At 63.4% G+C, this 22,831-nt stretch carries 21 protein-coding genes; 12 read left to right on the top strand and 9 right to left on the bottom strand.

Features of this window, described 5'->3' with window-relative positions; genetic code table 11:
• The first annotated feature begins 83 nt into the window (after positions 1-83).
• Genes EP867_RS05640 through EP867_RS05655 form a run of 4 tightly spaced genes read left to right on the top strand, consistent with a single transcriptional unit; the run spans position 84 to position 2,500 of the window.
• Entirely contained in the window at positions 84-605 is a 522-nt protein-coding gene (locus EP867_RS05640; protein ID WP_128487230.1) for a flagellar basal body-associated FliL family protein, read from the top strand.
• Positions 602-1,597 (top strand): flagellar motor switch protein FliM, encoded by a 996-nt coding sequence (locus EP867_RS05645; protein WP_128487231.1) that lies wholly within the window; start codon positions 602-604, stop codon positions 1,595-1,597. The genes EP867_RS05640 and EP867_RS05645 overlap by 4 nt, the downstream gene beginning before the upstream one ends.
• Complete coding sequence (locus EP867_RS05650; RefSeq protein ID WP_194085560.1) at positions 1,578-1,892, top strand: hypothetical protein; 315 nt, start codon at positions 1,578-1,580, stop codon at positions 1,890-1,892. The genes EP867_RS05645 and EP867_RS05650 overlap by 20 nt, the downstream gene beginning before the upstream one ends.
• Entirely contained in the window at positions 1,889-2,500 is a 612-nt protein-coding gene (locus EP867_RS05655; protein WP_128487233.1) for a MotE family protein, read from the top strand. Before EP867_RS05650 ends, EP867_RS05655 begins: the two co-directional genes overlap by 4 nt.
• Positions 2,501-2,686: 186 nt before the next feature.
• On the opposite strand, the gene EP867_RS05660 is transcribed toward EP867_RS05655, so the two are convergent.
• Positions 2,687-4,051 carry a dicarboxylate/amino acid:cation symporter gene (locus tag EP867_RS05660; RefSeq protein ID WP_128487234.1) on the bottom strand — a complete coding sequence of 455 codons (1,365 nt, stop codon included), beginning with the start codon at positions 4,049-4,051 and terminating at the stop codon, positions 2,687-2,689.
• Between the two features lie 239 nt (positions 4,052-4,290).
• Here EP867_RS05660 and EP867_RS05665 point away from each other — a divergent pair, with 239 nt between their 5' ends.
• The 8 genes from EP867_RS05665 to EP867_RS05700 all read left to right on the top strand — a co-directional run bounded on the left by EP867_RS05665 (position 4,291) and on the right by EP867_RS05700 (position 13,652).
• A complete protein-coding gene (locus EP867_RS05665) occupies positions 4,291-5,916 on the top strand; it encodes a sensor histidine kinase (protein ID WP_128487235.1) in 1,626 nt (541 codons plus the stop codon).
• Entirely contained in the window at positions 5,913-7,256 is a 1,344-nt protein-coding gene (locus EP867_RS05670; RefSeq protein WP_128487236.1) for a sigma-54-dependent transcriptional regulator, read from the top strand. Before EP867_RS05665 ends, EP867_RS05670 begins: the two co-directional genes overlap by 4 nt.
• 89 nt (positions 7,257-7,345) lie before the next feature.
• Entirely contained in the window at positions 7,346-8,836 is a 1,491-nt protein-coding gene (gene hisS, locus EP867_RS05675) for a histidine--tRNA ligase (protein ID WP_128487237.1), read from the top strand.
• 3 nt (positions 8,837-8,839) lie between these two features.
• Entirely contained in the window at positions 8,840-9,943 is a 1,104-nt protein-coding gene (locus EP867_RS05680; RefSeq protein WP_128487238.1) for an ATP phosphoribosyltransferase regulatory subunit, read from the top strand.
• Positions 9,940-10,647: an ATP phosphoribosyltransferase gene (hisG, locus tag EP867_RS05685; protein WP_128487239.1), complete on the top strand. Its 708-nt coding sequence runs from the start codon at positions 9,940-9,942 to the stop codon at positions 10,645-10,647. The genes EP867_RS05680 and hisG overlap by 4 nt, the downstream gene beginning before the upstream one ends.
• Before the next feature lie 116 nt (positions 10,648-10,763).
• Positions 10,764-11,792, top strand: coding sequence for an N-acetyl-gamma-glutamyl-phosphate reductase (gene argC, locus EP867_RS05690; protein WP_128487240.1), 1,029 nt, complete (start codon positions 10,764-10,766; stop codon positions 11,790-11,792).
• Positions 11,793-11,795: 3 nt separating this feature from the next.
• Entirely contained in the window at positions 11,796-12,239 is a 444-nt protein-coding gene (ccmE, locus tag EP867_RS05695) for a cytochrome c maturation protein CcmE (protein ID WP_128487241.1), read from the top strand.
• A 192-nt stretch (positions 12,240-12,431) separates the two neighbouring features.
• The gene (locus EP867_RS05700; protein WP_128487242.1) at positions 12,432-13,652 is read left to right on the top strand and encodes an FAD-dependent monooxygenase; all 1,221 of its coding nucleotides are present in this window, start codon (positions 12,432-12,434) and stop codon (positions 13,650-13,652) included.
• A gap of 90 nt (positions 13,653-13,742) precedes the next feature.
• Here the strand turns inward: EP867_RS05700 and rpe are convergent, their stop codons facing one another.
• From rpe to sucD, 8 genes are all read right to left on the bottom strand, one after another.
• Positions 13,743-14,429 (bottom strand): ribulose-phosphate 3-epimerase, encoded by a 687-nt coding sequence (rpe, locus tag EP867_RS05705; protein ID WP_128487243.1) that lies wholly within the window; start codon positions 14,427-14,429, stop codon positions 13,743-13,745.
• A 105-nt stretch (positions 14,430-14,534) separates the two neighbouring features.
• Positions 14,535-14,996: a universal stress protein gene (locus EP867_RS05710; protein WP_128487244.1), complete on the bottom strand. Its 462-nt coding sequence runs from the start codon at positions 14,994-14,996 to the stop codon at positions 14,535-14,537.
• A 57-nt stretch (positions 14,997-15,053) separates the two neighbouring features.
• On the bottom strand, positions 15,054-15,500 hold the full coding sequence (dtd, locus tag EP867_RS05715) for a D-aminoacyl-tRNA deacylase (protein WP_128487245.1): 447 nt from the start codon (positions 15,498-15,500) through the stop codon (positions 15,054-15,056).
• A 72-nt stretch (positions 15,501-15,572) separates the two neighbouring features.
• The gene (gene lpdA, locus EP867_RS05720; protein ID WP_128487246.1) at positions 15,573-16,961 is read right to left on the bottom strand and encodes a dihydrolipoyl dehydrogenase; all 1,389 of its coding nucleotides are present in this window, start codon (positions 16,959-16,961) and stop codon (positions 15,573-15,575) included.
• A 63-nt stretch (positions 16,962-17,024) separates the two neighbouring features.
• A complete protein-coding gene (locus EP867_RS05725) occupies positions 17,025-17,414 on the bottom strand; it encodes an MAPEG family protein (RefSeq protein ID WP_128487247.1) in 390 nt (129 codons plus the stop codon).
• Positions 17,415-17,467: 53 nt separating this feature from the next.
• Positions 17,468-18,679, bottom strand: coding sequence for a 2-oxoglutarate dehydrogenase complex dihydrolipoyllysine-residue succinyltransferase (odhB, locus tag EP867_RS05730; protein WP_241656824.1), 1,212 nt, complete (start codon positions 18,677-18,679; stop codon positions 17,468-17,470).
• A gap of 2 nt (positions 18,680-18,681) precedes the next feature.
• Positions 18,682-21,654 carry a 2-oxoglutarate dehydrogenase E1 component gene (locus EP867_RS05735; RefSeq protein WP_128487248.1) on the bottom strand — a complete coding sequence of 991 codons (2,973 nt, stop codon included), beginning with the start codon at positions 21,652-21,654 and terminating at the stop codon, positions 18,682-18,684.
• 253 nt (positions 21,655-21,907) lie between these two features.
• Positions 21,908-22,792, bottom strand: a complete 885-nt coding sequence (gene sucD, locus EP867_RS05740; protein WP_128487249.1) for a succinate--CoA ligase subunit alpha — start codon at positions 22,790-22,792, stop codon at positions 21,908-21,910.
• Positions 22,793-22,831: the final 39 nt, after the last annotated feature.

Here is a 22,831-nt window from a genome sequence, read left to right on the forward strand (position 1 = left end):
CATGTATAGTCTAAAACTGCGGCTTGCTATTCTTGTTATTCTTGATCTAAGCGAGAGTAAATAGACGGTTAAAGGAGTGGTGCATGGCGACCGGACAGCCGGCAACGGATCAGAAGGGCAAAGGCGCCGGTGGCAGGAACCGCATGCGGTGGGTGCTGCTGGGGGCTTTGGCCATTCTGGTGGTGGGGATTGCAGCCGGCGCGGGCATCTGGCGCATGCAGCAGCCTGCGACAGTCTCTGAGGGCCAGACCATCAGCGCTGCGCGTCCGGGCAACGGCCAGGTTCTTCTGCCGATCGGTCGCATTACGGTGAATGTCGCTGCCAGCGGGCTTACCGGCGATCGTCGCACGCGCTTTCTCGTGATCGAGCCGACGCTCCTTTATGACGCGGCCTTTGATGCGGTGGCTGAAGGGCGGAAGATGGCGGAACTTCAGCCCGCTCTGCGCGACAGCTTCATCGAATATCTGTCGCAGCTCCATGAAGACGACGCCTACGGCAGCGCCGGTCTGGCGGATCTGCGCCATGAACTGCTGCGCCGCGCCCGCCTTGTGACCGCCTCTGAGGCGCCGATCAGCATTCTGCTTCAGGACTTCGTGCTGCAATGACCGACGACACCCGCCTGGAAGAGCCTTTGTCGGAACCTGCTGATGACAGCGGCTTTGAGCCGATGGGCCTGAGCCCGAAGCGGCCGCTTGAAGAAGAGATCATCGCCCGCGCCTCGGCCAATCATGAGCCGCTGCCTATGCTTGATGTGATCTGCGCGCGCATCGCCGCAGGTCTCAGCCCGATGCTGAAAAGCCAGAACGGCTTTCTGAGCGAGACCGAGGCAGAGGCGCCGCATTATGACGCCTGGGGCCGCGCGCTCGGAACGCTGCACCGCGACAGCTGTGCGGTGATCGGCCAGTCGAGCTGGGGCGGGCCGGTTCTTTTTGCGCTGGATCCACGGCTTCTGCATGCGGTGCTCTCGGTGATGCTGGGGGGCGCCGCCGGACGTGACGCACCGCCGCAGCGGGCACCGACGGCCATCGAAAAGGCCTTCGCCTCCCGCCTTCTGGCGCAGGTTGCGCGTGAGGCGGAACATCATTTCAGCCGGATCACCGAAGTCAGCTTCCGGCTTGAGCCGATCGAAAGCCCGGTGCAGATCGCCTCGCTTCTGGCGGCCGGCGCTCAGGTCGCGGTCTTTGAGATGCGGGTGACGCTCGGGGGGGTGACCGGGTTGATGAGCATGCTTTTGCCGCTCGACACGCTGGAGCCGGCGCGCGCGCATCTGGGCAAGATGTTCCTTGGCGAGCGCCTGGGTGGCGATGCCTCCTGGCGCGACCATTTCGCCGGGCAGATCGGCACCGCGACCCTGCAGGTTGAGGCAGAGCTGCACCGCCTGCCGCTGCCGCTGGCGGAGGTTCTGGCCTGGAAGCCTGGCGTAACGATCGATCTTGGCATCACGCTGGGGGCAGAGGCCACGCTGCGCTGCTCGGATCGGGCGATTTTGCATGGGGTAACGGGACGGCGCAAAAACGGCCGGGTGGCGGTGAAGATCACCCGCGAGGCCGGAGAGCCGCTGCCGCCGGGAGATGATGATGATCTCCTGGGCGATTGACGGGCTGATCCTGCTGCTGCTCTTCGCAGCGCTTGGCTATGGCCTGGTGCTGGGGCGGCGGATCGCGCGGCTGCAGGCGGTGCTGCTGGAGCTCGCCCCGGTTCTGCAGGCCTTCTCAGATGCGGTCGATCAGTCTGAGCAGTCTCTCGACGCTTTGCGCAGTGAGGCGGACCGGTTGGAGCGGGCCGCAAGACAGCTGCCGGATGAGCCGCCGGTAAGGAAAGCGCCTCAGGACGACCGCAGCGCTCTGGTGCGTTCGTTTTTTGAGACAGCCCGAAGAAAGGCCCGCGGATGAAGCGTGTTTTGTTCCCCGCAGTCGTCATGGCCGCGCTTTTGCCCGCAGCGACCGGCGCGCAGAGCCCGGCTCCGGTGGTGGTTCAGGATGGGGCTGTGCAAAATAACATGTCGGCGCTCGACGGCGCTCCGGCACCAAAAGCCGATCCGCAGCAGTCGCGCATTGCCCAGGAGCCGGGTCTTGCCGGAGAGCTTCTGGCGGCCATTGCCGCAGAGCGACAGGCGCTGAAAGACCGCACAGAGGCTCTGAATCTGCGCGAATCCGAGATAAATTTTGCCTCCGCCGCTCTGGCAGAGCAGGAGCGTCAGCTGACCGCGCTGAAGGAAGAGATCCATCAGCTTCTCGGTCTGGCAGAGACCCGTCACAGCGAAGATATCACCCGCCTCGTCCAGATGTACCGCGCCATGAAGCCCGCAGAGGCGGCAGCGATCCTCTCCAACGCCGATCTGGAAGTGACTGTTCTGGTCATCGCAGCCATGCCGGAACGCGACTCCGGTCCGATCCTTGCGCGGATGAACATGACCCGCGCTCAGGCGGTCTCGAAGATTATTCTTGAGCGCTCCCGCCTGCCGGGGGACCAGCGGCTTCTTAATCTGAAGATCAACTGAACCGCTCAGCGGGGCGGAGAACCTGAAGCCGCAGGGACCTGGTGCCTGCGGCTTTTTATGCGCTCAGGTCACGCCAGATATTCTGCGGCTGTGACCCACGCGTTCCTTCAGACGAGCGCGGAGACCCATAGCAAAACGCCCCCGCAGGATCTGCGGGGGCGTTGCTCAGACCGGAGTTCTCAGATCTCAGTCCGCGGAGGCTTCACCAAGGCGCAGGCCGGCGGGCGCTCCGCTCAGCGCGGGTGCCGCCACAGCGGGAGCGGCGCTTCCCTTCATCACGGCATCGAACTGCTCTTTATCAAGGGCGTTCTCCCAGCGGCTGACGACGACGGTGGCGACGGCATTCCCGATGAAATTGGTGATCGAGCGGCATTCGGACATGAAGCGGTCCACACCAAGGATCAGCGCCATACCGGCGAGCGGCACGCTCGGCACCACCGAAAGCGTGGCAGCGAGGGTAATGAAGCCCGCACCGGTCACACCCGCTGCCCCCTTAGAGGAGAGCATCGCCACCGCCAGAAGGGTGAGCTGCTGGCCAAGGGTCAGATCGGTATTGGTGGCCTGAGCGATAAACAGCGCCGCCAGCGTCATATAGATATTGGTGCCGTCGAGGTTGAAGGAATAACCGGTCGGAACCACCATCCCCACCACCGGCCGCGCACAGCCTGCTTTCTCCATCTTCTCCATCAGGCGCGGCAGAGCCGATTCCGAGGAGGAAGTGCCCAGCACCAGCAGGATCTCTTCTTTGAGATAGCGGATCAGCGCAAGGATCGAGAAGCCATTGACGCGGGCCACCGCGCCAAGGATCACCAGCACGAAGATGGCAGAGGTGATATAGAAGGTCAGCACCAGTTCCGCGAGGTTCATCACCGAGCCGATGCCATATTTGCCGATGGTGAAGGCAAAGGCTCCGAAGGCACCGATGGGGGCCAGCTTCATCAGGATATCGACCACGCGGAAGATGATCTGACCGGCGGCTTCAAAGAGGCGAATGACCGGCTTTGCAGGCTCGCCCACCAGAATGACGCCCACGCCAAAGAGGATCGCCACAAAGAGGACCTGCAGGATATTGCCCTCGGTGAAGGCTGAAATCAGCGTGGTCGGGATGATCTCCATCATGAAACCGGTCAGGGTGGATTCGTGGGCTTTGGCCGCATAACCCTGAACCGCTGCCGGATCGAGAGTGGCGGGATCAATGTTCATGCCCGTGCCCGGCTGCACCACATTGGCCACGATCAGGCCGACGACCAGCGCCAGGGTCGAGAACACAAAGAAATAGCCAAAGGCTTTGCCCGCGACCGAGCCCACGCCCTTCAGATCCCCCATGCCCGCAAGGCCGGTCACAATGGTGATGAAGATCACCGGCGCGATGATCATCTTCACCAGTTTGATGAAGGCATCGCCAAGCGGTTTGAGGTCGGCGCCAAGCTGCGGCCAGAAATGGCCGATCACTGCGCCGAGGATGATCGCCATGATCACCTGGATATAGAGAACGCGGTAAAAGGGTTTGCGGGCCGGTGTCCCGGCTCCGGCTTGGGGATTGAACTGCATGGGGGGCTCCTCCGGGCGCCAATACGTCACTGGCGCCAGGATAGTGATTCCGGGAGGACGCCCCAGTTTTGCCTGAATTTTCACCAGCGCCTTATTTTCATGGGCATTTTTGTCGTGTCTGGCTGCCAGGATGTGTGGTTTTCCACACATGCCGGATCTGCTAGTTTCGGATCTGAAACAGTTTTGTGACGAGGTCGCGGCCCAGCATGCCCCGAAGATTTTCCCCTCTTAGGCGGCTGATGCCGCGGGCGCTGATCTTTACGGGGGCCTGTCTTGCGGTGGTCGCGGCCTTTGAGGTCAGCCGCCGCACCGTGCGGGCGACCCTGTTGAATGAGGCGCAGATCACCGCGCAATCGCGGGTGCAGACGCTTGAGAGTATTCTCGCGGTGCAGCGTGCGGTGGCGGGCACCCTCGCCGATGACGGTCTGGCACGGGCGGCGCTTGTCAGCGGTGATACGGATCTGGCCGAGCAGGTCTCGCGGAAGCTCGAGTATCTGCGCGCAGAGACCGGCAGCACGATCATCTATCTGATCGACACCGAAGGGCTGACGATCTCAGCCTCGAACTGGCAGGAGCCGGTCAGTTTTGTCGGCGGCAATTACGCCTTTCGGGAGTATTTCCGCAAAGCGGTGACCGAGGGGCGGGCGCTGGAATATGCGCTTGGCCGCAACAGCGGCCGCCCCGGGCTCTATCTCTCCCATGACATCCGGGCAGAGGGTGAGCTTGTCGGGATCATCGTCGTGAAAATGGAATTTGAGGCTATGGAGGCGGGTTGGGCCCGCAGCGCGGCCCCGAGCCATGTCACCGATCCGACGGGGCAGGTTGTGCTGGCCTCGGACCCCTCGCTGCGCTTCAGCCAGCCTCCGGCGGCAGCGGGGCGGCTGGCGGTGCATGAGGCGGTGGCCGGTGCGCCGGGCTGGCAGCTGACGCTATATACCTCGGCTGCGGCCTCCTGGCGCGCGGGCATCGGCGGGGGGCTGGTGATGTCGGCGGTCCTTGCGCTGGTCTTCGCGCTCGGGCGCAGGCGCAGGAGGATCATTGAGGCGCGCCGCGCCGTCAAAGAGGCGGCTTTGCAGTATCAGCGCGACCTTGAGCAGGCGGTGGAAGACCGCACCCGCCTTCTGAAAGCTGAGGTCGAAGAGCGCCGCAATGCCGAGGAGCGTCTGGCCCATATGCAGGGCGAACTGGTGCAGGCCAATAAACTCGCCACCCTCGGGCAGGTCACCGCCGGACTTGCCCATGAGGTGAACCAGCCGCTGGCCACCATTCGCCTTCTGGCCGACAACGGGGTTGCGCTTCTCGATGATGACCCGGAAGAGACGCGCGCCAATCTGCGCCAGATCGCGGGCATGACGGAACGCATCGACCGCATCACCACCCAGCTGCGCGGCTTTGCCCGCAAGGCCACCGGTGAGCTGAAGGCGGTGCCGGTGCGGGAGGTGATTGAGGCCTCAGTGCTGCTGACCGCCTCGCGCCGCAGGGCGCGGGGGGCGCAACTGGTCATTCGCGGGGATGATCCTGACCTGAAAGTCCGGGCAGAGGCCGTGCGGCTGGAGCAGGTTCTGGTGAATCTCATCCAGAACGCCCAGGAGGCGCTGCATGATACCGCCGATCCGGTCATCACCCTGACGGTGACGGCGGATGCCACAACGGTCACTTTTGATCTGCGCGACAACGGCCCCGGCATAGAGCCTGCCATGGTCGGCCAGTTGTTCATGCCCTTTGCTACCTCGAAAAGCGAAGGCCTGGGGCTTGGGCTGGTGATCGCCCGCGATATTGCGCGCGATCTGGGCGGCGAGTTAAGCCTTGCCCCGCCCGAGCCCGGGCAGGGCGCGCATTTCATTTTAAGGCTGCAACGCGCATGAGTGAAAAATTCCTGGTCCGCCTTGTCGACGACGATGAAGATCTTCTGGCTGCCGAGCTTCAGAGCCTGAAGATCGCGGGCTTTCGCGCGGAAGGTTTCAGTGACCCGCGCAAAGCCCTGGAAGGGATCACCCCGGACTATCCCGGCGTGATCCTCTCGGATGTGCGGATGCCCGGCATGGACGGTTTTGAATTTCACCGCCAGATCCGGGCCATTGACGAGGATCTGCCGGTGATCCTGCTGACCGGCCACGGCGATGTGCCCATGGCGGTTGAGGCGATGCGGGCCGGGGCCTGGGATTTTCTGACCAAGCCGGTCTCGCTTGATCAGCTGACCGCCGCCCTGCGCCGCGCGGCTCAGGCCCGCGCTCTGGTGCTGGAGAACCGCAGCCTGCGGCAGATGAGGGCGCAGCCGCTGCCGGTGCGCGGCGATCTGCTGGGCGTCAGCCCGGCGGTCACGCGCCTGCGCGATGCGGCGGCGCGGATCGGGGAGGCGGGGATTGATGCCCTCATCACCGGCCCCACGGGCGCGGGCAAGGAGGCGCTGGCCCATGCGATCCACAGGCTTGGCAGCCGCGCAAACCGGCCCTTCGTGCATGTGGCCTGCGACACCCTGAATGAGGGCCGCTTCGACAGCGAGTTCTTTGGCGCCGAAGCGGGCCACCCTGATGCGCCGCGTCACAGCCGCCTTGTGGGGCGGATTGAGAAGGCGCACCGCGGCACGCTTTATCTCGACCGCGTCGAGATGCTGACCGCGCCTTTGCAGGCAAGGCTTCTGCATGCCATTGAAACCCGGTCGTTCTGGGCGGCGGGGGCCACCAGTGCGCGGCCGCTCGATCTGCATGTCCTGGCCTCGACCTCTGCCGATCTGGGGGAACTGGCGCGGCAGGGCAGCTTTCACGCCGATCTTTACTACCGCCTCTCCGGCGTCACCCTGCATGTCCCGCCGCTGGCGGAGCGGCGCGGAGACATCCCGGTTCTCTTCCGCGCCTTTCTGATTGAGGCCTGCCAGCGTTATAATCTGGCCGTGCCGGAGATCACGCCCCTGGTGCGGGCGCGGCTCGACAGCCACGACTGGCCCGGCAACGGACGGGAGCTGCGCCAGTTCGCTGAAGCCCAGGCCCTTGGTCTGACGGAAGATGAGCAGGGCGACGCGGGCGGCCCTTCTGACCTTGCCGGACTGATGGCCCGCTATGAGGCGGGGCTTTTGCGTGATGCGCTCAGGGCCACGAAAGGCAATGTCACCCGGGCCATGGCGCAGCTCAATCTGCCGCGCAAAACCTTTTACGACAAACTGGCCAGACATGGCCTTCAGGCCGAGAGTTTCCGCGAACGGGGTTGAGACAGCGGGCCTCAGCCCTTGCGCTTGCCCAGCAAGCCCGCATCCGCTAAGCCCTTTCTGCCAGACACGAAGGCAGATGAGGCCAGAAGATGACCAGGGAAAAAGCCCCCCGCCGCCCGCGCGCTGAGACCCCCAAAGGGTTTCGCGACTATTTCGGCGCGGAAGTGACCGAACGCAAAGCCATGCTCGATGCCATTGCCGAGGTCTATCATCTTCACGGCTTCGAAGCCCTTGAGACCTCTGCGGTGGAAACCGTTGAAGCGCTTGGCAAATTCCTGCCCGATGTCGACCGCCCGAATGAGGGTGTGTTCGCCTGGCAGGAAGACGAAAAAGACTGGCTGGCGCTGCGCTATGACCTGACCGCGCCGCTCGCGCGGGTCGCGGCGCAATACCGCAACGATCTGGCCTCGCCCTATCGCCGCTATGCGATGGGGCCGGTCTGGCGCAATGAAAAGCCGGGACCCGGCCGTTTCCGTCAGTTCTATCAGTGCGATGCCGATACCGTGGGCGCGCCCTCGGTCGCGGCAGATGCGGAAATCTGCGCCATGCTCGCCAATGCGCTGGAGCGTGTGGGCATTCCGCGTGGCGATTACGTCGTGAAGGTCAACAACCGCAAAGTGCTGAACGGCGTGATGGAAGTCGCGGGGGTTCTCGACCCCTCGGACCCGTCGAAGTTTGAAAACGAACGCGGCATCGTGCTGCGCGCGATCGATAAGATCGACCGTCTGGGCGATGCGGGTGTGCGTCTGCTGCTCGGCGAAGGCCGCAAAGACGACTCTGGTGATTTCACCAAAGGCGCGGGCCTCTCGGCAGAGCAGGCGGAAGTGGTCATGGGCTTTGTCTCGGCCAAACGCGCGACCGGTGCGGCCACGGTTGCGCGTCTGCGCGAACTGGTGGGCAATTCGGTGCTCGGCGCAGAAGGCGTGAATGAGCTGGAAACCATCGCCACGCTGCTCGACGCCCAAGGGTTCGGTGCTGACCGCATTGAGCTCGACCCCGGCGTTGTGCGCGGCCTTGGCTATTACACCGGCCCGGTCTTTGAAGCGGAACTCACCTTCGAGATCCTCGATGAGAAGGGCAATAAGCGCCAGTTCGGCTCGGTCTCGGGCGGCGGTCGTTATGATGATCTGGTGAAGCGCTTCACCGGTCAGGCGGTGCCCGCAACCGGCGTCTCGATCGGTGTGGACCGACTGCTCGCCGCCCTGCGCGCCAAGGGCCGCATGGGAGCAGAGGCTGCAGGTCCGGTCGTGGTGACCGTGATGGACCGCGACCGCATGTCGGATTATTTCGCCATGGCGGCGGACCTGCGCAATGCGGGCATCCGCGCCGAAGTCTATCTCGGCAATCCCAAGCAGTTCGGTAACCAGCTGAAATATGCAGACAAACGCCAGTCGCCCATCGCGGTCATTCAGGGCTCCGATGAGGCTGCCCGTGGTGTTGTCGTGCTGAAAGACCTGATCCTGGGCGCGAAGATCGCTGAAAACGCCACGCTGGAGGAATGGAAAGACCGTCCCGCACAGCGTGAAGTGGCCCGTGGCGATCTGGTCGACACCGTGCGTCAGATGCTGGCCGAAGGGTAACTCATGCCGATTTCCCCCGCCGCCCGCCGCGAAGCCGCCCGTCTGAAAGCCGCCTTTGAGGCGGCGGGGGCTCTGCCGGTTGAGGCAGATACACTGCTGCCCGCCGATACGCTTCTTGATCTTTACGGCGAAGACATTCGCGGCCGCGCCTATGTCACCCAGGACCCGCTTCTGGGTGAGATGATGCTGCGCCCGGATTTCACCGTCCCGGTGGTGCAGATGCACATGGCCCATGGGGCAGAGCCTGCGCGTTATTGCTATTCGGGTGAAGTCTTCCGCCGTCAGGACCGCGATGAGGGGCGGGCACGCGAATATCTGCAGACCGGCTATGAGGTTTTCGCCCGCGAGAACCCCGCCGAGTCGGATGCCGAAGTTTTTGCGATGTTCTCGCAGCTTCTGGTGCCGCTGAAACTGCGTGCGGTGATCGGCGACATCGGTCTGCTGCTGGCGGCGGTCAATGGCCTTACCACCTCGGAAACCCGCAAGGCGGCGCTGCGCCGTCATGTCTGGCGTCCCAAACGCTTCCGGGCGCTGCTTGACCGCTTCTCGGGTGCCGCGCCTGTCGCTCCGGCGCGGGTGAAGCTTCTGGAAAAACTCGCCACCGGTTCTGCCGAGGCGCTGATGCAGGAGGCCGGCCCTTTCATCGGCCAGCGCAGCCCGGCTGAGGTTGAGGCCCGCGCCCAGGCGCTTCTGGAAGATGCAGGCACCCGCCATATCCCCACCCGTGAGGCGGATCTCCTCGATGATCTGCTGCGCGTCGAAGGCGCCGCGCCTGAGGCGCTGAAGCGGCTTGAGGATATCGGGACGGAGCTTTCCTCCATCCGTCCGGCCATCGCGCTGATGGAGGCGCGGCTTGAGGCGCTGTCCGAGCATGGCATCAATGTCGACCGTCTGGGCTTTGAGGCCAGCCATGGCCGCACCACGATGGAATATTACGACGGCTTCGTCTTTTCCTTCATGGCCGATCAGGAGGGTCTGCCCCCGGTCGCCAATGGCGGGCGCTATGACGCGCTGACCCGGGTTCTGGGGCAGGGCCGTGAAATTCCGGCGGTCGGCGGCATCATCCGCCCCGGCCTGCTGGCGCAGCTGAAGGAGGCCCGGGTATGAGCCTTCGTATCGGGGTGCCGTCCAAGGGGCGGCTGATGGAAAAGACTTTCGAGTGGTTTGGCGCGCGCGGCGTGACCATGGCGCGCTCGGGTGACGACCGGGAGTATTCCGGCCATGTCAGCGGCATCGGCGGCGTGCATCTGGTGCTGCTCTCGGCCGGTGAGATCCCGCGCGAACTCTCGGCCGGGCGCATTCACCTGGGCGTGACCGGGACCGATCTCATCCGCGAAAAGCTCGCCGGCTGGGACACCCGGGTCGCCGAAGTCGCGCCTCTGGGCTTTGGTTTTGCTGATCTCATCATCGCCGTGCCGAACGCCTGGATCGATGTGGACACGCTCGATGATCTGGATGCGGTCGCCGCGCAGTTCCGGGCCGCCCATGGCCACCGCCTGCGGATTGCGACCAAATACCACCGTTTGGTGCGGGAGTTCCTGCAAAGCGCAGGGGTTGCGGAATACCGTCTCGTCGACAGCCAGGGCGCGACGGAGGGCACCATCCGCAATATGACCGCAGAGGCGGTGGCGGATATCACCTCCTCGGGCGATACGCTCAGGGCGAACCATCTGAAGATCCTCTCGGATGGTCTGGTGCTGAAATCCCAGGCCGAGCTTTTCGCCTCGCGCCGCGCCAATTGGGATGCGATCACCCTCGCGCGATTGAACGAGCTTTGCGCAAAACTCGGGGTTGAAGCGCCCGCGCTTTAACCCTTGGGTCAGGGCCGCTCTCACCATGGCGCGAGCGGCCCAGCAGCCTTGAAGTTAAGGCTTGCAAGGCCCCCCGATTGGGGCGAAAAACGCCCCCGAAAACAGGGAGCTGCGCCATGACCCACCGTATCGCCATCCTCGGAGCCTCGGGCTATACCGGAGCCGAACTTGTCCGCCTGATCGCGACCCATCCTGAGATGGAAATCGTGGCGCTGTCAGCCGATCGTAAGGCCGGGCAGGATATGGCGGAGGTCTTTCCCTTCCTGCGCCATCTGACGCTGCCGAAGCTGGTGAAGATCGAGGAGATCGATTTCTCGCAGGTCGATCTGGCCTTCTGCGCGCTGCCGCACGCCACCACCCAGAAGGTCGTAGCGGCCCTGCCGAAAGATCTGAAGATCGTTGATCTGTCGGCGGACTTCCGTCTGCGCGATGTGGCGGATTATGAGAAATGGTACGGCCAGCCGCATTTCGCGCCGGAGCTGCAGCCCGAAGCCGTTTACGGCCTGACCGAGTTTTACCGCGAAGAGATCCGCAACGCGCGTCTGGTGGCAGGCACGGGCTGCAATGCGGCGACCGGGCAATATGCGCTTCGCCCGCTGATCTCGGCAGGTGTGATCGATCTTGACCGCATCGTGCTTGATCTGAAGGCCGGTGTCTCGGGCGCGGGCCGCTCGCTGAAAGAGAACCTGCTGCATGCAGAGCTTTCAGAGGGCACCCACAGCTATTCGGCGGGCGGAAAGCACCGTCACCTCGGTGAATTTGACCAGGAGTTCTCGAAACTTGCCGGTCGTCCGGTCCATGTGCAGTTCACGCCGCATCTGATGCCCTTTAACCGTGGCATTCTGATGACCGTTTATGTTGACGGTGATCCGGCGGTCATCCATCAGACCCTGGCTGATGCCTATAAGGATGAGACCTTTATCCAGGTGCTTCCTTTTGGCGCACTGCCGTCAACCCGGGATGTGCGCGGCTCGAACTTCTGCCATATTGGCGTGACCGGCGACCGTGTGCCGGGCCGTGCGACCATCGTGGCGGTGCTCGATAACCTGACGAAAGGCTCGTCGGGTCAGGCGCTGCAGAACGCCAACCTGATGCTGGGTATTGAAGAGACCACCGGCCTGATGCTGGCTCCGGTCTTCCCGTAAGATATGAAAACGCTTAAGAAACGCCGCCGTATTCAGATTATCGTCGTTGCCGTGGTGGCGCTGGTCCTGTCGACCGCGCTGATCGGCTATGCCATGCGGGACGGGATCAACTTCTTCCGCTCCCCCTCGCAGGTGGTGGCTGAGCCGCCGCCCGCGACCGAGACCTTCCGCATCGGCGGGCTGGTCGAAGAGGGCAGCATTCAGCGCGGCGACGGTGCCACGGTGCGCTTTGTCGTGACCGATGGCGGGGCGAGTGTGCCGGTGGAATTCACCGGGGTGCTGCCCGATCTTTTCTCAGAAGGTCAGGGCATGGTCGGCACCGGTAAGCTGGTCAACGGGGTCTTCATCGCGGCAGAGATCCTCGCCAAACACGATGAGACCTATATGCCGAAAGAAGTCATGGACGCTTTGAAAGAGCAGGGCGTCTATAAAGACGGCAGCAACTGAGATCATAAGCCCCGCTTCGGCGGGGCTTTGTTTTTTCGCTGAGCCCAGGGCAGGTGGAGATGAAAGGGAGCGGCCTCAGATGGTTGATCCTGGCCTCAGTCACGGCTCGTTGACCATCACTGCGGTCATAAAGGTGGTCCGCTCCGGCAAGGGTGATGGACTTTGCAGCGCCATCGCAGCATAGGATGGGACATGGAACAGGATGTCATCATCGCAGGCGGTGGCCTGAACGGACCGGCGCTGGCACTCGCGCTGGCTCAGGCCGGATTTCATGTGACTTTGGTCGATGCGCGCCCTGATGGCGCGCGGGCCGCAGAGGGGTTTGACGGGCGCGCCTATGCCCTGGCGCTGGCCTCTCAAAGGCTGCTTGCCGCACTCGGCGTCTGGCCGGAGGTGGCGCGTGAGGCCACGGCGATTGAGGCGATCCGCACCTCAGACGGGGTGCCTCAGGGCGCTTCGGTGCCGTTTTTCCTGAGTTTTGATCGGGGTGAGCTGGATGAAGGCCCGATGGGGTTTCTTCTGGAGGACCGCTATCTGCATAAGGCGCTGGTCGCAGCCATTGCGGCTGAGCCGAAGATCCGCCGGTTGAGCGGGGTCTCGGTGGTTGCGCAGGAGGCCGGACCTGAGGCGATCAGCGTCACGCTGTCAACTGGCGAAGGACTGAGCGCGCGGCTTCTGGTCGGCTGTGACGGGCGCGGCTCGGGGGTGGCGGGGCGTGCGGGCATCCGGCGGCAGGGCTGGGGGTACGGGCAGACCGCGCTCGTGAACGCCCTGCAGCTTGACGCGCCCCATAGCGGTGTGGCGCATCAGGTATTTTTGCCCGGCGGGCCGGTCGCGATTTTGCCGCTGAGCAGGGATCGTGTCTCGATCGTCTGGTCTGAGGAGGAGCGGGCGGCGGCGCGCATCCGGGATCTGCCTGACAGTGATTATCTGGATCTGCTTATGGAGAAGATCGGTCATCTCACCGGTCCGGCACAGCTGACCGGGGACCGGTTCAGCTACCCGCTGAGCCTGTCGCTGGCGGAGAGTTACATCGCGCCCCGGGTGGCTTTGGCCGGAGATGCGGCCCATGGCATTCACCCGATCGCCGGTCAGGGGTTGAACCTCGGGCTGCGGGACGTGGCGGCGCTGGCAGAGGTGCTGGCGGACGCCCGGGCGCGGGGCGAGGATCTCGCTGCGGGAAATGTTCTCGAGCGCTATCAGACCTGGCGGCGGTTTGACGCGACCTCGCTTGCGCTTGGGATGGATGTGGTGAACCGGCTGTTTTCCAACCACAGCCCGCTGGCACGCGGTCTGCGGGGGCTTGGGATGCGGGCGGTGGCCGCGCTTGATGCGCCGCGGCGCAGCTTCATCCGCGAGGCTGCGGGGCTGTCAGGGGAGCTGCCGCGGCTTTTGCAGGGGCGCAGGCTTTAAGAGCCGCAGGGGCGCTTTTCGCGGTGAGGCCGGAGGGCGCTGCCCTCCGGACCTCCCGGAGTATTTTGAAAAAGCCAAAGGCCGAAGAGATCAGACCGCGGCGCGGATCGCTTCGCGGATGGCGGTCATATTGGCGCCGTAGACCTGCGGCTGGTCAACAGAGCCGCCTTTGAAGACAGCGGAACCTGCGACAAGTACATCGGCGCCGGCTTTGACGAGGGCGGGGGCCGTGGTCGGATCGACGCCGCCGTCGATCTCAATATGGACGGGGCGGTCGCCGATCATGGCGCGCAGTTCGGCCACTTTGCCGGTCATATCGATGAATTTCTGGCCGCCAAAGCCCGGATTCACCGTCATGACGCAGACCAGATCGGTGAGATCGAGCAGATGTTTCACCGCCTCAGCCGGGGTTCCGGGGTTGAGGGCCACGCCGGCTTTTTTGCCGGTGGCGCGGATCGCCTGGAGCGTGCGGTGGATATGGGGGCCGGCCTCGACATGGGCGGTGATGATATCGGCGCCGGCCGTGGCGAAGGCCTCGATATAGGGATCGACCGGGGCGATCATCAGATGCACGTCCATCACCGTTTTGACGTGTTTGCGGAAGGCTGCAACGGCCGGCGGGCCGAAAGTGAGATTGGGGACAAAATGGCCGTCCATGACGTCCACATGGACCCAGTCCGCGCCCTGGGCCTCAATGGCCTGGATTTCGCGGCCGAAATCGGCGAAGTCGGCGGAAAGGATCGACGGGGCGATCTTTACGGAGCGGTCGAAGGTCATGGGCCCACCTGATGGTTCGCAAGCTTTGGCGGGGTTTTGCCCTGAAAGCGGCGCTTTGGAAAGCCGCAAAAGGGTCGCGCGGGGGCGCGCGACCCGGGCAGGGGCTCATTTAACGATCATGACCGGGAGCTGAGTGCCGGCGAGCACCTCGGCGGCCTGGCTGCCGAGGACGAGTTTGGTGATGCCACGCCGCCCGCGCGAGCCGATGACGATCAGATCGCAGCCCTCCTCCGCCGCTTTCTCCGTGATGGCGACCGCCGGATGGGTATTCGGGACATAGAGGAGGCGCGGATGAACGCCCAGTTTGCGCGCCTCCTCTGAGACCAGGGCCAGAACTTCATCGGCATGGGACTGCATGGCAGTGCGGTTGGTCTCCATCTGCTCAGGCGTGAAGACGGTGCCGGCATAGGGGCTGAGATCGGCGGCATAGAGGTAGTCGGGGTAGCTTTCCGAGGCCATGACCACGGTGAGTTTGGCCTTCAGGGCGGCGGCGAGGCCGATGGCTTTTGTGACGCCTTTGCCCGCCCAGTCTGAGCCGTCGGTTGCCGTCAGAATGTGCCGAAACATCTTCACCTCCTGCTTTGGGATGGCTGATGTTAGCACGTGACGGGGCGCCTGTCGCGTTTACCAGTCAGCGCTGTCGATCCAGATGGTCACAGGACCGTCATTGAGCAGGCGCACCTTCATATCGGCGGCGAAGATCCCGGCCTCGACTTTCAGCCCTTCAGAGCGCAGGGCGGCTTTGAAATGCTCATACATCGGCTCTGCCTGTTCGGGGCGGGCGGCGGTGGCGAAGCTGGGGCGGTTGCCGCGGGAGGCATCGCCTGCAAGGGTGAACTGGCTGACGGCGAGGATGCTGCCGCTGACGTCCCGGACGGAGAGGTTCATCTTGTCGTTTTCATCGGTGAAAATGCGCAGTTTGGCGATTTTGGCGGCCATCTTGGTGCTGGTGGCTTCAGTGTCGCCCTCCATGGCGCAGATCAGGACCAGAAGGCCGGGACCAATTTCGCCGGTGATTTGTCCGTCGACCGTGACAGAGGCCTCTGTGACCCGTTGAATAAGCGCCCGCATTGTCCTGTCCTTCCATAAGATAACCCCACCGGATGGCTCCGGCGGGGTGTCTTTAGCAAACCCCGGAGGGGATTACGAATGGATCGCGCCGTCGCCGCAGGCCAGCGCCGCTTCGCGCACGGCCTCAGAGTAGGTGGGGTGGGCGTGGCAGGTGCGGGCCACGTCTTCGGCGGAGGCGCCGAATTCCATGGCGACGCAGATCTCATGGATCATATCGCCCGCCGCCGGGCCGATGATGTGGCAGCCGAGCACGCGGTCAGTGGCGGCATCGACGATCATCTTGACCATGCCGTCGCCCTGGAAGACCGCTTTGGCGCGGGCGTTGCCCATGAAGGAGAATTTGCCGACCTTATAGGCACGGCCTTCCTCTTTCAGCTGCTCTTCGGTTTTGCCGACCGAGGCGAGTTCCGGGGTGGTATAGACCACGCCGGGGATCGCGTCGTAGTTCACATGGCCGACCTTGCCGGCGATGATTTCTGCAACTGCGATGCCTTCGTCCTCAGCTTTATGCGCCAGCATCGGGCCGGTGATCGCATCGCCGATGGCGTAAAGGCCGGGCAGCGAGGTGCGGTAGTGATCATCGGTTTTGACCTGACCGCGCGGCAGCATTTCCACGCCAAGCGCCTCAAGGCCGAGGCCTGCGGTATAGGGGCGGCGTCCGGTGGCGACGAGGACGACATCCGCCTCAATCGCATGTTCGCTGTCGTCTTTGCGCAGTTTGTAGCTGACCTTCGCGCCCGAAGCGGTGAGTTCAGCGCCCTGAACGGCTGCACCCAGAACGAACTTCAGGCCCTGGCGGGTGAGGAGCTTCTGGAAGCTTTTCGCAATCTCGCCGTCCATGCCGGGGGTAATGGCGTCGAGATATTCGACCACGGTCACTTCGGCACCAAGGCGGGCATAGACCGAGCCCATTTCCAGGCCGATGACACCAGCGCCGATCACGACCATCGACTTCGGCGGGTTATCCAGCGACAGCGCGCCGGTCGAGGTGACGATGACCTTCTCATCCACCGGGACACCCGGCAGCGAAGCGGCTTCCGATCCGGTGGCGATCACGATGGCCTTCGCCTCATGCAGGTCGTCGCCGACCTTCACCTGGCCCTGCGCCGGGATCGAAGCCCAGCCTTTCAGCCAGGTGATCTTGTTCTTTTTGAAGAGGAACTCGATGCCCTTGGTGTTGCCGCCCACGACATCGGCTTTATAGGCCTGCATTTTCGCCCAGTCGACGGTCGGCGCAGCCACGTTCAGACCCATTTTGGCGAAGTTATGCTCTGCCTCATGCAGCGAATGGGTGGCATGCAGCAGCGCCTTGGAGGGGATGCAACCAACGTTTAGGCAGGTGCCGCCGAGGGTCTCACGCCCCTCAACAACGGCCACTTTCAGACCAAGTTGGGCGGCACGGATGGCGCAGACATAACCGCCGGGACCGGCGCCGATGACGATCAGATCGAACTGGGCCATGAGATACTCCTGGTAGATCATCCCGGGCCGCAGGAGGCCGGGACGCAAAAGACGACGGGGGGATCAGAACAGAGAGACCCCGAGGATGACAAGGGTGGCGATGGTGCCAATGGCCCAGACGACCGAGCGCCAGGGCGAAAGACCAAGGCCATAGGCCGGAAAGTAGAGAAGGCGGGCCGCCAGCCAGATCCAGGCGGCGCCCTGCGTCACGCCCGAGCTTTGGCCCGAAAGGGTGACCACGACCACAGCGATGGTGAAGAGTGCCAGTGATTCGAACATATTGTTCACCGCGCGGCGCAACCGGCCGGTCAGCGGTGAAAATTCAGGCTCGCGGTCGCGCGGGCCGGTGTTGTAATCGCGGCCGACATCTTTGTTCATCACCGTGCCGGCGATGGCGATCTGGATCATCTGAAAGATGGCGCCAAGCGCAAGGACCGTCAGTTCCGGGGTCATGAGCCTTCTCCGCTTAAGGAAACGGGCAGGCCCGAAGGCCTGCCCGAGTAAGATCAGAGATCCATCAGCAGGCGGCGCGGATCTTCCAGCGCCTCTTTGACGCGCACGAGGAAGGTCACGGCGCCTTTGCCGTCAACGATACGGTGATCGTAGGAGAGCGCCAGATACATCATCGGGCGGATGACGATCTGACCATTCACCACGACCGGACGATCCTGAATCTTATGCATGCCAAGGATACCCGACTGCGGCGCGTTCAGGATCGGCGAAGACATCAGCGAGCCGTAGACACCGCCGTTCGAGATGGTGAAGGAGCCGCCCTGCATCTCTGCCATGGTCAGCTTGCCGTCACGGGCGCGCAGGCCGAGTTCAGCGATCTTCTTCTCGATCTCAGCGAAGGACATCTTGTCCGCATCGCGCACGACCGGAACCACCAGACCGTTGGGGGTGCCGACAGCCACGCCCATGTGGACGTAGTTTTTGTAGATGATGTCGGTGCCGTCGATCTCAGCGTTCACCTCCGGCACCTCTTTGAGGGCGTGGTTACAGGCTTTGACGAAGAAGGACATGAAGCCCATCTTCACGCCGTGCTTCTTCTCGAACTGGTCTTTGTAGGTGTTGCGCAGTTCCATGATCGCCGACATATCCACCTCGTTGTAGGTGGTCAGCATGGCGGCGGTGTTCTGGGCTTCTTTCAGACGGCGCGCGATGGTCTGGCGCAGCTTGGTCATGCGGACGCGCTCTTCGCGGGCGGAATCGTCTGCAGTGACCGGCGCACGCGGGGCAGCAGCGGCAGCAGCCGGAGCAGCAGCAGGCGCGGCTTTGATCGCGGCAACAGCGGCGGCCACATCTTCCTTCATGACGCGGCCGTCACGGCCTGAGCCCTGAACCTGATCGCGCGAGAGACCCGCTGCGGCCATGGCAACTTTCGCCGAAGGGGCATCTTCGACGTCTTTGCCGGCGGCGGGGGCTGCCGGGGCAGCCGCCGGAGCGGCCTCAAGCTTCGGTGCCGGAGCGGCGGCTGCGCCGGCTGCCGAGATCATCGCCAGCAGCGCATTGGCGCCAACGGTCTCACCGTCCTGAGCGATGATTTCCGCAAGGATGCCCGCAGCGGGTGCGGGCACGTCGAGCGAGACTTTGTCGGTTTCCAGCTCACACAGGATCTCATCCTGCGCAACAGCATCGCCCGGTTTTTTGAACCAGGTGGCCACGGTGGCCTCGGTGACGCTTTCGCCGAGGGCGGGGACGCGAACTTCGATGCTCATCCTTATTTTCCTTCGATGGTCAGCGCTTCGTTCACCAGCGCATCCTGTTCAGCTTTATGTTTCGAGGCGAGACCGGTTGCCGGCGAGGCCGAGGCCGTGCGGCCCACATAGCTCACACGCGAGAAGCGCGCGCCGATTTTGGTCAGCACCCATTCCAGGTTCGGCTCAACAAAGGTCCAGCCGCCCTGGTTTTTCGGTTCTTCCTGGCACCAGACCATCTCAGCATCTTTGAAGCGCTCAAGCTCCTTGACCAGCGACATCGCCGGGAAGGGGTAGAACTGCTCGAGACGGAGCAGATAGACGTTGTCGGCACCGCGTTTGTCACGCTCTGCCAGCAGGTCATAATAGACCTTGCCCGAGCAGATCACGACGCGTTTGATCTGGCTGTCCGCCTGCAGTTTCAGCTGCGAGACGCCGGTGCCCCGCTCTGCATCATCGGGCAGCACGCGGTGGAAGGTCGAACCGGTGGTGAATTCCTCTGCGGTCGAGACGCAGAGCGGGTGACGCAGCAGCGACTTCGGCGTCATCAGCACCAGCGGCTTACGGAAGCTGCGGTGAATCTGACGGCGCAGAATGTGGAAGTAGTTCGCCGGGGTCGAGCAGTTCGCCACGATCCAGTTGTCCTGAGCCGAAAGCTGCAGGAAACGCTCAAGCCGCGCCGAGGAGTGCTCGGGGCCCTGGCCCTCAAAGCCGTGCGGCAGCAGCATGACCAGACCCGACATCCGCAGCCATTTGCTTTCGGCCGAGTTGATGAACTGGTCAAACATGATCTGCGCGCCGTTAGCGAAGTCACCAAACTGGGCTTCCCACATGGTCAGCGCGTCAGGTTCCGCCAGCGAATAGCCGTATTCAAAGCCAAGAACCGCATATTCCGAGAGCATCGAGTCGATGACCTCATAGCGGGCCTGACCCTCACGGATATTGTTGAGCGGGTAGTAACGCTCTTCGGTCTGCTGGTTTACAAAGGCCGAGTGGCGCTGCGAGAAGGTGCCGCGGGTACAGTCCTGGCCCGAGAGACGGACCGGATGACCTTCGGTGACCAGCGAGCCGAAAGCCAGCGCCTCAGCCGTGGCCCAGTCAAAGCCTTTGCCGGTGGCGAACATCGCCTTTTTGGCTTCGAGCTGACGGCCGACGGTTTTGTGGATCTCAAAGCCTTCCGGCACGCGGGTCAGGGCTGCACCGACGTTCGCCATGGTTTCCGGCGAGATGGCGGTGGCACCGGCCTCATAATCCGCTTTCTCGCGGCCGAGGTTTTTCCAGCGACCGTCCAGCCAGTCGGCTTTGTTCGGCTTATAGTCTTTTGCGGCCTCGAAATCTTCGTTCAGACGCGCCTGGAAGGCGGCCTTCATATCTTCGATTTCGCCTTCCGGGATCAGCCCGTCTGCCACCAGACGCTCGGTATAGAGCTGGAGGGTGGTTTTGTGCTTTTTGATGTTCTGATACATCGCCGGGTTGGTGAACATCGGCTCATCGCCTTCGTTGTGACCAAAGCGACGGTAGCAGAAGATGTCCAGAACCACGTCTTTGTGGAACTTCTGGCGGAACTCAATGGCCACGCGGGCGGCATGCACAACCGCTTCCGGGTCATCGCCGTTCACGTGGAAGATCGGCGCTTCGACCATCAGAGCGATATCGGTCGGATAGGGCGAGGTGCGCGAGAAGTGCGGCGCGGTCGTGAAGCCGATCTGGTTGTTCACGATGATATGGATGCAGCCGCCGGTGCGGTGACCTTTGATGCCCGAAAGCTGCAGACCTTCGGCCACAACACCCTGACCTGCGAAAGCGGCATCTCCGTGCAGAAGAACCGGCAGAACGGCGATACGCTCTTCGGTGTCGTTCAGCTGGTCCTGCTTGGCGCGGACTTTACCCAGAACGACCGGGTTCACCGCCTCAAGGTGCGAGGGGTTGGCGGTCAGCGAGAGGTGAACGACATTGCCGTCAAACTCACGGTCCGACGAGGCGCCGAGGTGGTATTTCACGTCGCCCGAGCCGTCAACGTCATCGGGTTTGAACGAGCCGCCCTGGAATTCGTTGAAGATCGCGCGATAGGGTTTGCCCATCACGTTCGCGAGCACGTTCAGACGGCCGCGGTGCGGCATGCCGATGATGACTTCCTTCAGGCCCAGCTGACCGCCGCGCTTGATGATCTGCTCCATCGCCGGGATCAGGGCTTCGCCGCCATCAAGACCGAAGCGCTTGGTGCCCATGAACTTGACGTGGCAGAACTTCTCAAAGCCCTCCGCCTCGACCAGTTTGTTCAGGATCGCTTTGCGGCCCTGCTGGGTGAAGGTGATCTCTTTGCCGTAGCCCTCAATACGCTCTTTCAGCCATGCCGACTGCTCGGGGTCCGAGATATGCATGAACTGCAGCGCAAAGGTGCCGCAATAGGTGCGCTGCACGATATCTACGATGGTGCGCATCGAGGCATGGGTCAGGCCGAGCACGTTGTCGAGGAAGATCGGGCGGTCCATATCGGCTTCGGTGAAACCATAGGAGCGGGGATCAAGCTCCGGATGGAGCGACTCGTCGCGCAGGTTGAGCGGATCCAGGTCCGCAGCCAGGTGGCCCCGGATCCGGTAGGCGCGGATCAGCATGAGGGCGCGGATCGAATCCAGCACCGCGCGCTGGATCGCGGCTTCCGAGACCTGCGCGCCGCTTTCGGCCGCTTTCTCAGCGATCTTTTTGCCTGCGCCTTTGGCCTCTTTCGGGACCATCGGCCATTCGCCGGTCAGCGCCAGCGTCAGATCATCCATCGGCTGCGGCGGCCAGTCTTTCCGGGCCCAGCTGGGGCCTGCGGCAGCGCGTTCCGCTTCGACCGGGGTATCCCCGATCGCCCGGAAAAACTCAGCCCATGACGCATCTACGCTGGCCGGGTCGCGGGCGAATTGCGCCGCCATCTGGTCGATATAATCGGCGTTGGCACCGTCCAGGAATGACTGGGCGTGCATCGCCTGATTGGGGGAATGATCGTTCATCCTGATACCTCGCGGGAACGAGTTTGGGCGGGGTCGTCGTGACCCTCTGGTCGGGCGGGCTGCTTTGCGGTGAGCTGCAAAACAGAGAATGGATCGGGCAGGGCGGTCTTTCGCGCTTTGTCCGTCCGGCGGCCGGCTTTCGCGGTGGCAACGGTCGGGCAGTTTCGCAGACTTTCCTGGTTCAGATGCGGCAGCAGGGCCGCCGCATCCCATGGTATACAATCTGACGCCGCAAGACGCCAGGGGCCTCAGATCAGCCCTTGATCGCCTTCAGCACGGCTTCGCCGAGACCGGCCGGGCTGTCTGCAACGATGATGCCAGCCGATTTCATGGCTTCGATCTTCGATTCCGCGTCACCCTTGCCGCCCGAGACGATCGCACCGGCGTGGCCCATGCGACGGCCTGCAGGGGCGGTACGACCGGCGATGAAGCCCGCGGTCGGCTTCCAGCGGCCTTTTTTCTTCTGCTCCTTGAGGTATTCTGCGGCTTCTTCTTCCGCCGAACCACCGATCTCGCCGATCATAATGATCGATTGGGTTTCGGGATCGTTAAGGAACATCTCGAGCACGTCGATATGTTCGGTGCCTTTGATCGGGTCGCCGCCGATGCCGACAGCCGAGGACTGGCCAAGGCCGACATCGGTGGTCTGTTTCACAGCCTCATAGGTCAGGGTGCCCGAGCGCGAGACAACGCCGACCGAGCCGCGCGAGAAGATCGAGCCCGGCATGATGCCGATTTTGCACTCGCCCGGGGTCATGACGCCGGGGCAGTTCGGGCCGATCAGGCGCGATTTCGAGTTCAGCAGCGCGCGCTTCACTTTCATCATGTCGAGGACCGGAATGCCCTCGGTGATGCAGACGATCAGCGGGACTTCTGCGTCGATCGCTTCCATGATCGAATCCGCTGCGAAGGGCGGCGGCACATAGATCACCGAGGCATCGGCACCGGTTTTTGCAACGGCTTCGTGGACCGAGTTGAATACCGGCAGACCGATATGGGTGGTGCCGCCCTTACCGGGGGTCACACCGCCAACCATCTGGGTGCCGTAAGCAATTGCCTGCTCGGTGTGGAACGTGCCCTGCGAGCCGGTCAGGCCCTGGCAGATAACTTTCGTAGCTTTGTTAACGAGAACGGCCATGCTGGCCTCCTTATCGGGGGGCGCCCGTCGGGGACGGGG

Origin of the sequence: Falsigemmobacter intermedius (assembly GCF_004054105.1) — a bacterium.
GTDB lineage: Bacteria > Pseudomonadota > Alphaproteobacteria > Rhodobacterales > Rhodobacteraceae > Wagnerdoeblera > Wagnerdoeblera intermedia.

Excerpts from the sequence above, each read along its gene's own strand:
- EP867_RS05640 (WP_128487230.1), top strand. The coding sequence starts at position 84 with ATGGCGACCGGACAGCCGGCAACGGATCAGAAGGGCAAAGGCGCCGGT.
- EP867_RS05645 (WP_128487231.1), top strand. The coding sequence starts at position 602 with ATGACCGACGACACCCGCCTGGAAGAGCCTTTGTCGGAACCTGCTGAT.
- EP867_RS05650 (WP_194085560.1), top strand. The coding sequence starts at position 1,578 with ATGATCTCCTGGGCGATTGACGGGCTGATCCTGCTGCTGCTCTTCGCA.
- EP867_RS05655 (WP_128487233.1), top strand. The coding sequence starts at position 1,889 with ATGAAGCGTGTTTTGTTCCCCGCAGTCGTCATGGCCGCGCTTTTGCCC.
- EP867_RS05660 (WP_128487234.1), bottom strand. The coding sequence starts at position 4,051 with ATGCAGTTCAATCCCCAAGCCGGAGCCGGGACACCGGCCCGCAAACCC.
- EP867_RS05665 (WP_128487235.1), top strand. The coding sequence starts at position 4,291 with ATGCCGCGGGCGCTGATCTTTACGGGGGCCTGTCTTGCGGTGGTCGCG.
- EP867_RS05670 (WP_128487236.1), top strand. The coding sequence starts at position 5,913 with ATGAGTGAAAAATTCCTGGTCCGCCTTGTCGACGACGATGAAGATCTT.
- hisS (WP_128487237.1), top strand. The coding sequence starts at position 7,346 with ATGACCAGGGAAAAAGCCCCCCGCCGCCCGCGCGCTGAGACCCCCAAA.
- EP867_RS05680 (WP_128487238.1), top strand. The coding sequence starts at position 8,840 with ATGCCGATTTCCCCCGCCGCCCGCCGCGAAGCCGCCCGTCTGAAAGCC.
- hisG (WP_128487239.1), top strand. The coding sequence starts at position 9,940 with ATGAGCCTTCGTATCGGGGTGCCGTCCAAGGGGCGGCTGATGGAAAAG.
- argC (WP_128487240.1), top strand. The coding sequence starts at position 10,764 with ATGACCCACCGTATCGCCATCCTCGGAGCCTCGGGCTATACCGGAGCC.
- ccmE (WP_128487241.1), top strand. The coding sequence starts at position 11,796 with ATGAAAACGCTTAAGAAACGCCGCCGTATTCAGATTATCGTCGTTGCC.
- EP867_RS05700 (WP_128487242.1), top strand. The coding sequence starts at position 12,432 with ATGGAACAGGATGTCATCATCGCAGGCGGTGGCCTGAACGGACCGGCG.
- rpe (WP_128487243.1), bottom strand. The coding sequence starts at position 14,429 with ATGACCTTCGACCGCTCCGTAAAGATCGCCCCGTCGATCCTTTCCGCC.
- EP867_RS05710 (WP_128487244.1), bottom strand. The coding sequence starts at position 14,996 with ATGTTTCGGCACATTCTGACGGCAACCGACGGCTCAGACTGGGCGGGC.
- dtd (WP_128487245.1), bottom strand. The coding sequence starts at position 15,500 with ATGCGGGCGCTTATTCAACGGGTCACAGAGGCCTCTGTCACGGTCGAC.
- lpdA (WP_128487246.1), bottom strand. The coding sequence starts at position 16,961 with ATGGCCCAGTTCGATCTGATCGTCATCGGCGCCGGTCCCGGCGGTTAT.
- EP867_RS05725 (WP_128487247.1), bottom strand. The coding sequence starts at position 17,414 with ATGACCCCGGAACTGACGGTCCTTGCGCTTGGCGCCATCTTTCAGATG.
- odhB (WP_241656824.1), bottom strand. The coding sequence starts at position 18,679 with ATGAGCATCGAAGTTCGCGTCCCCGCCCTCGGCGAAAGCGTCACCGAG.
- EP867_RS05735 (WP_128487248.1), bottom strand. The coding sequence starts at position 21,654 with ATGAACGATCATTCCCCCAATCAGGCGATGCACGCCCAGTCATTCCTG.
- sucD (WP_128487249.1), bottom strand. The coding sequence starts at position 22,792 with ATGGCCGTTCTCGTTAACAAAGCTACGAAAGTTATCTGCCAGGGCCTG.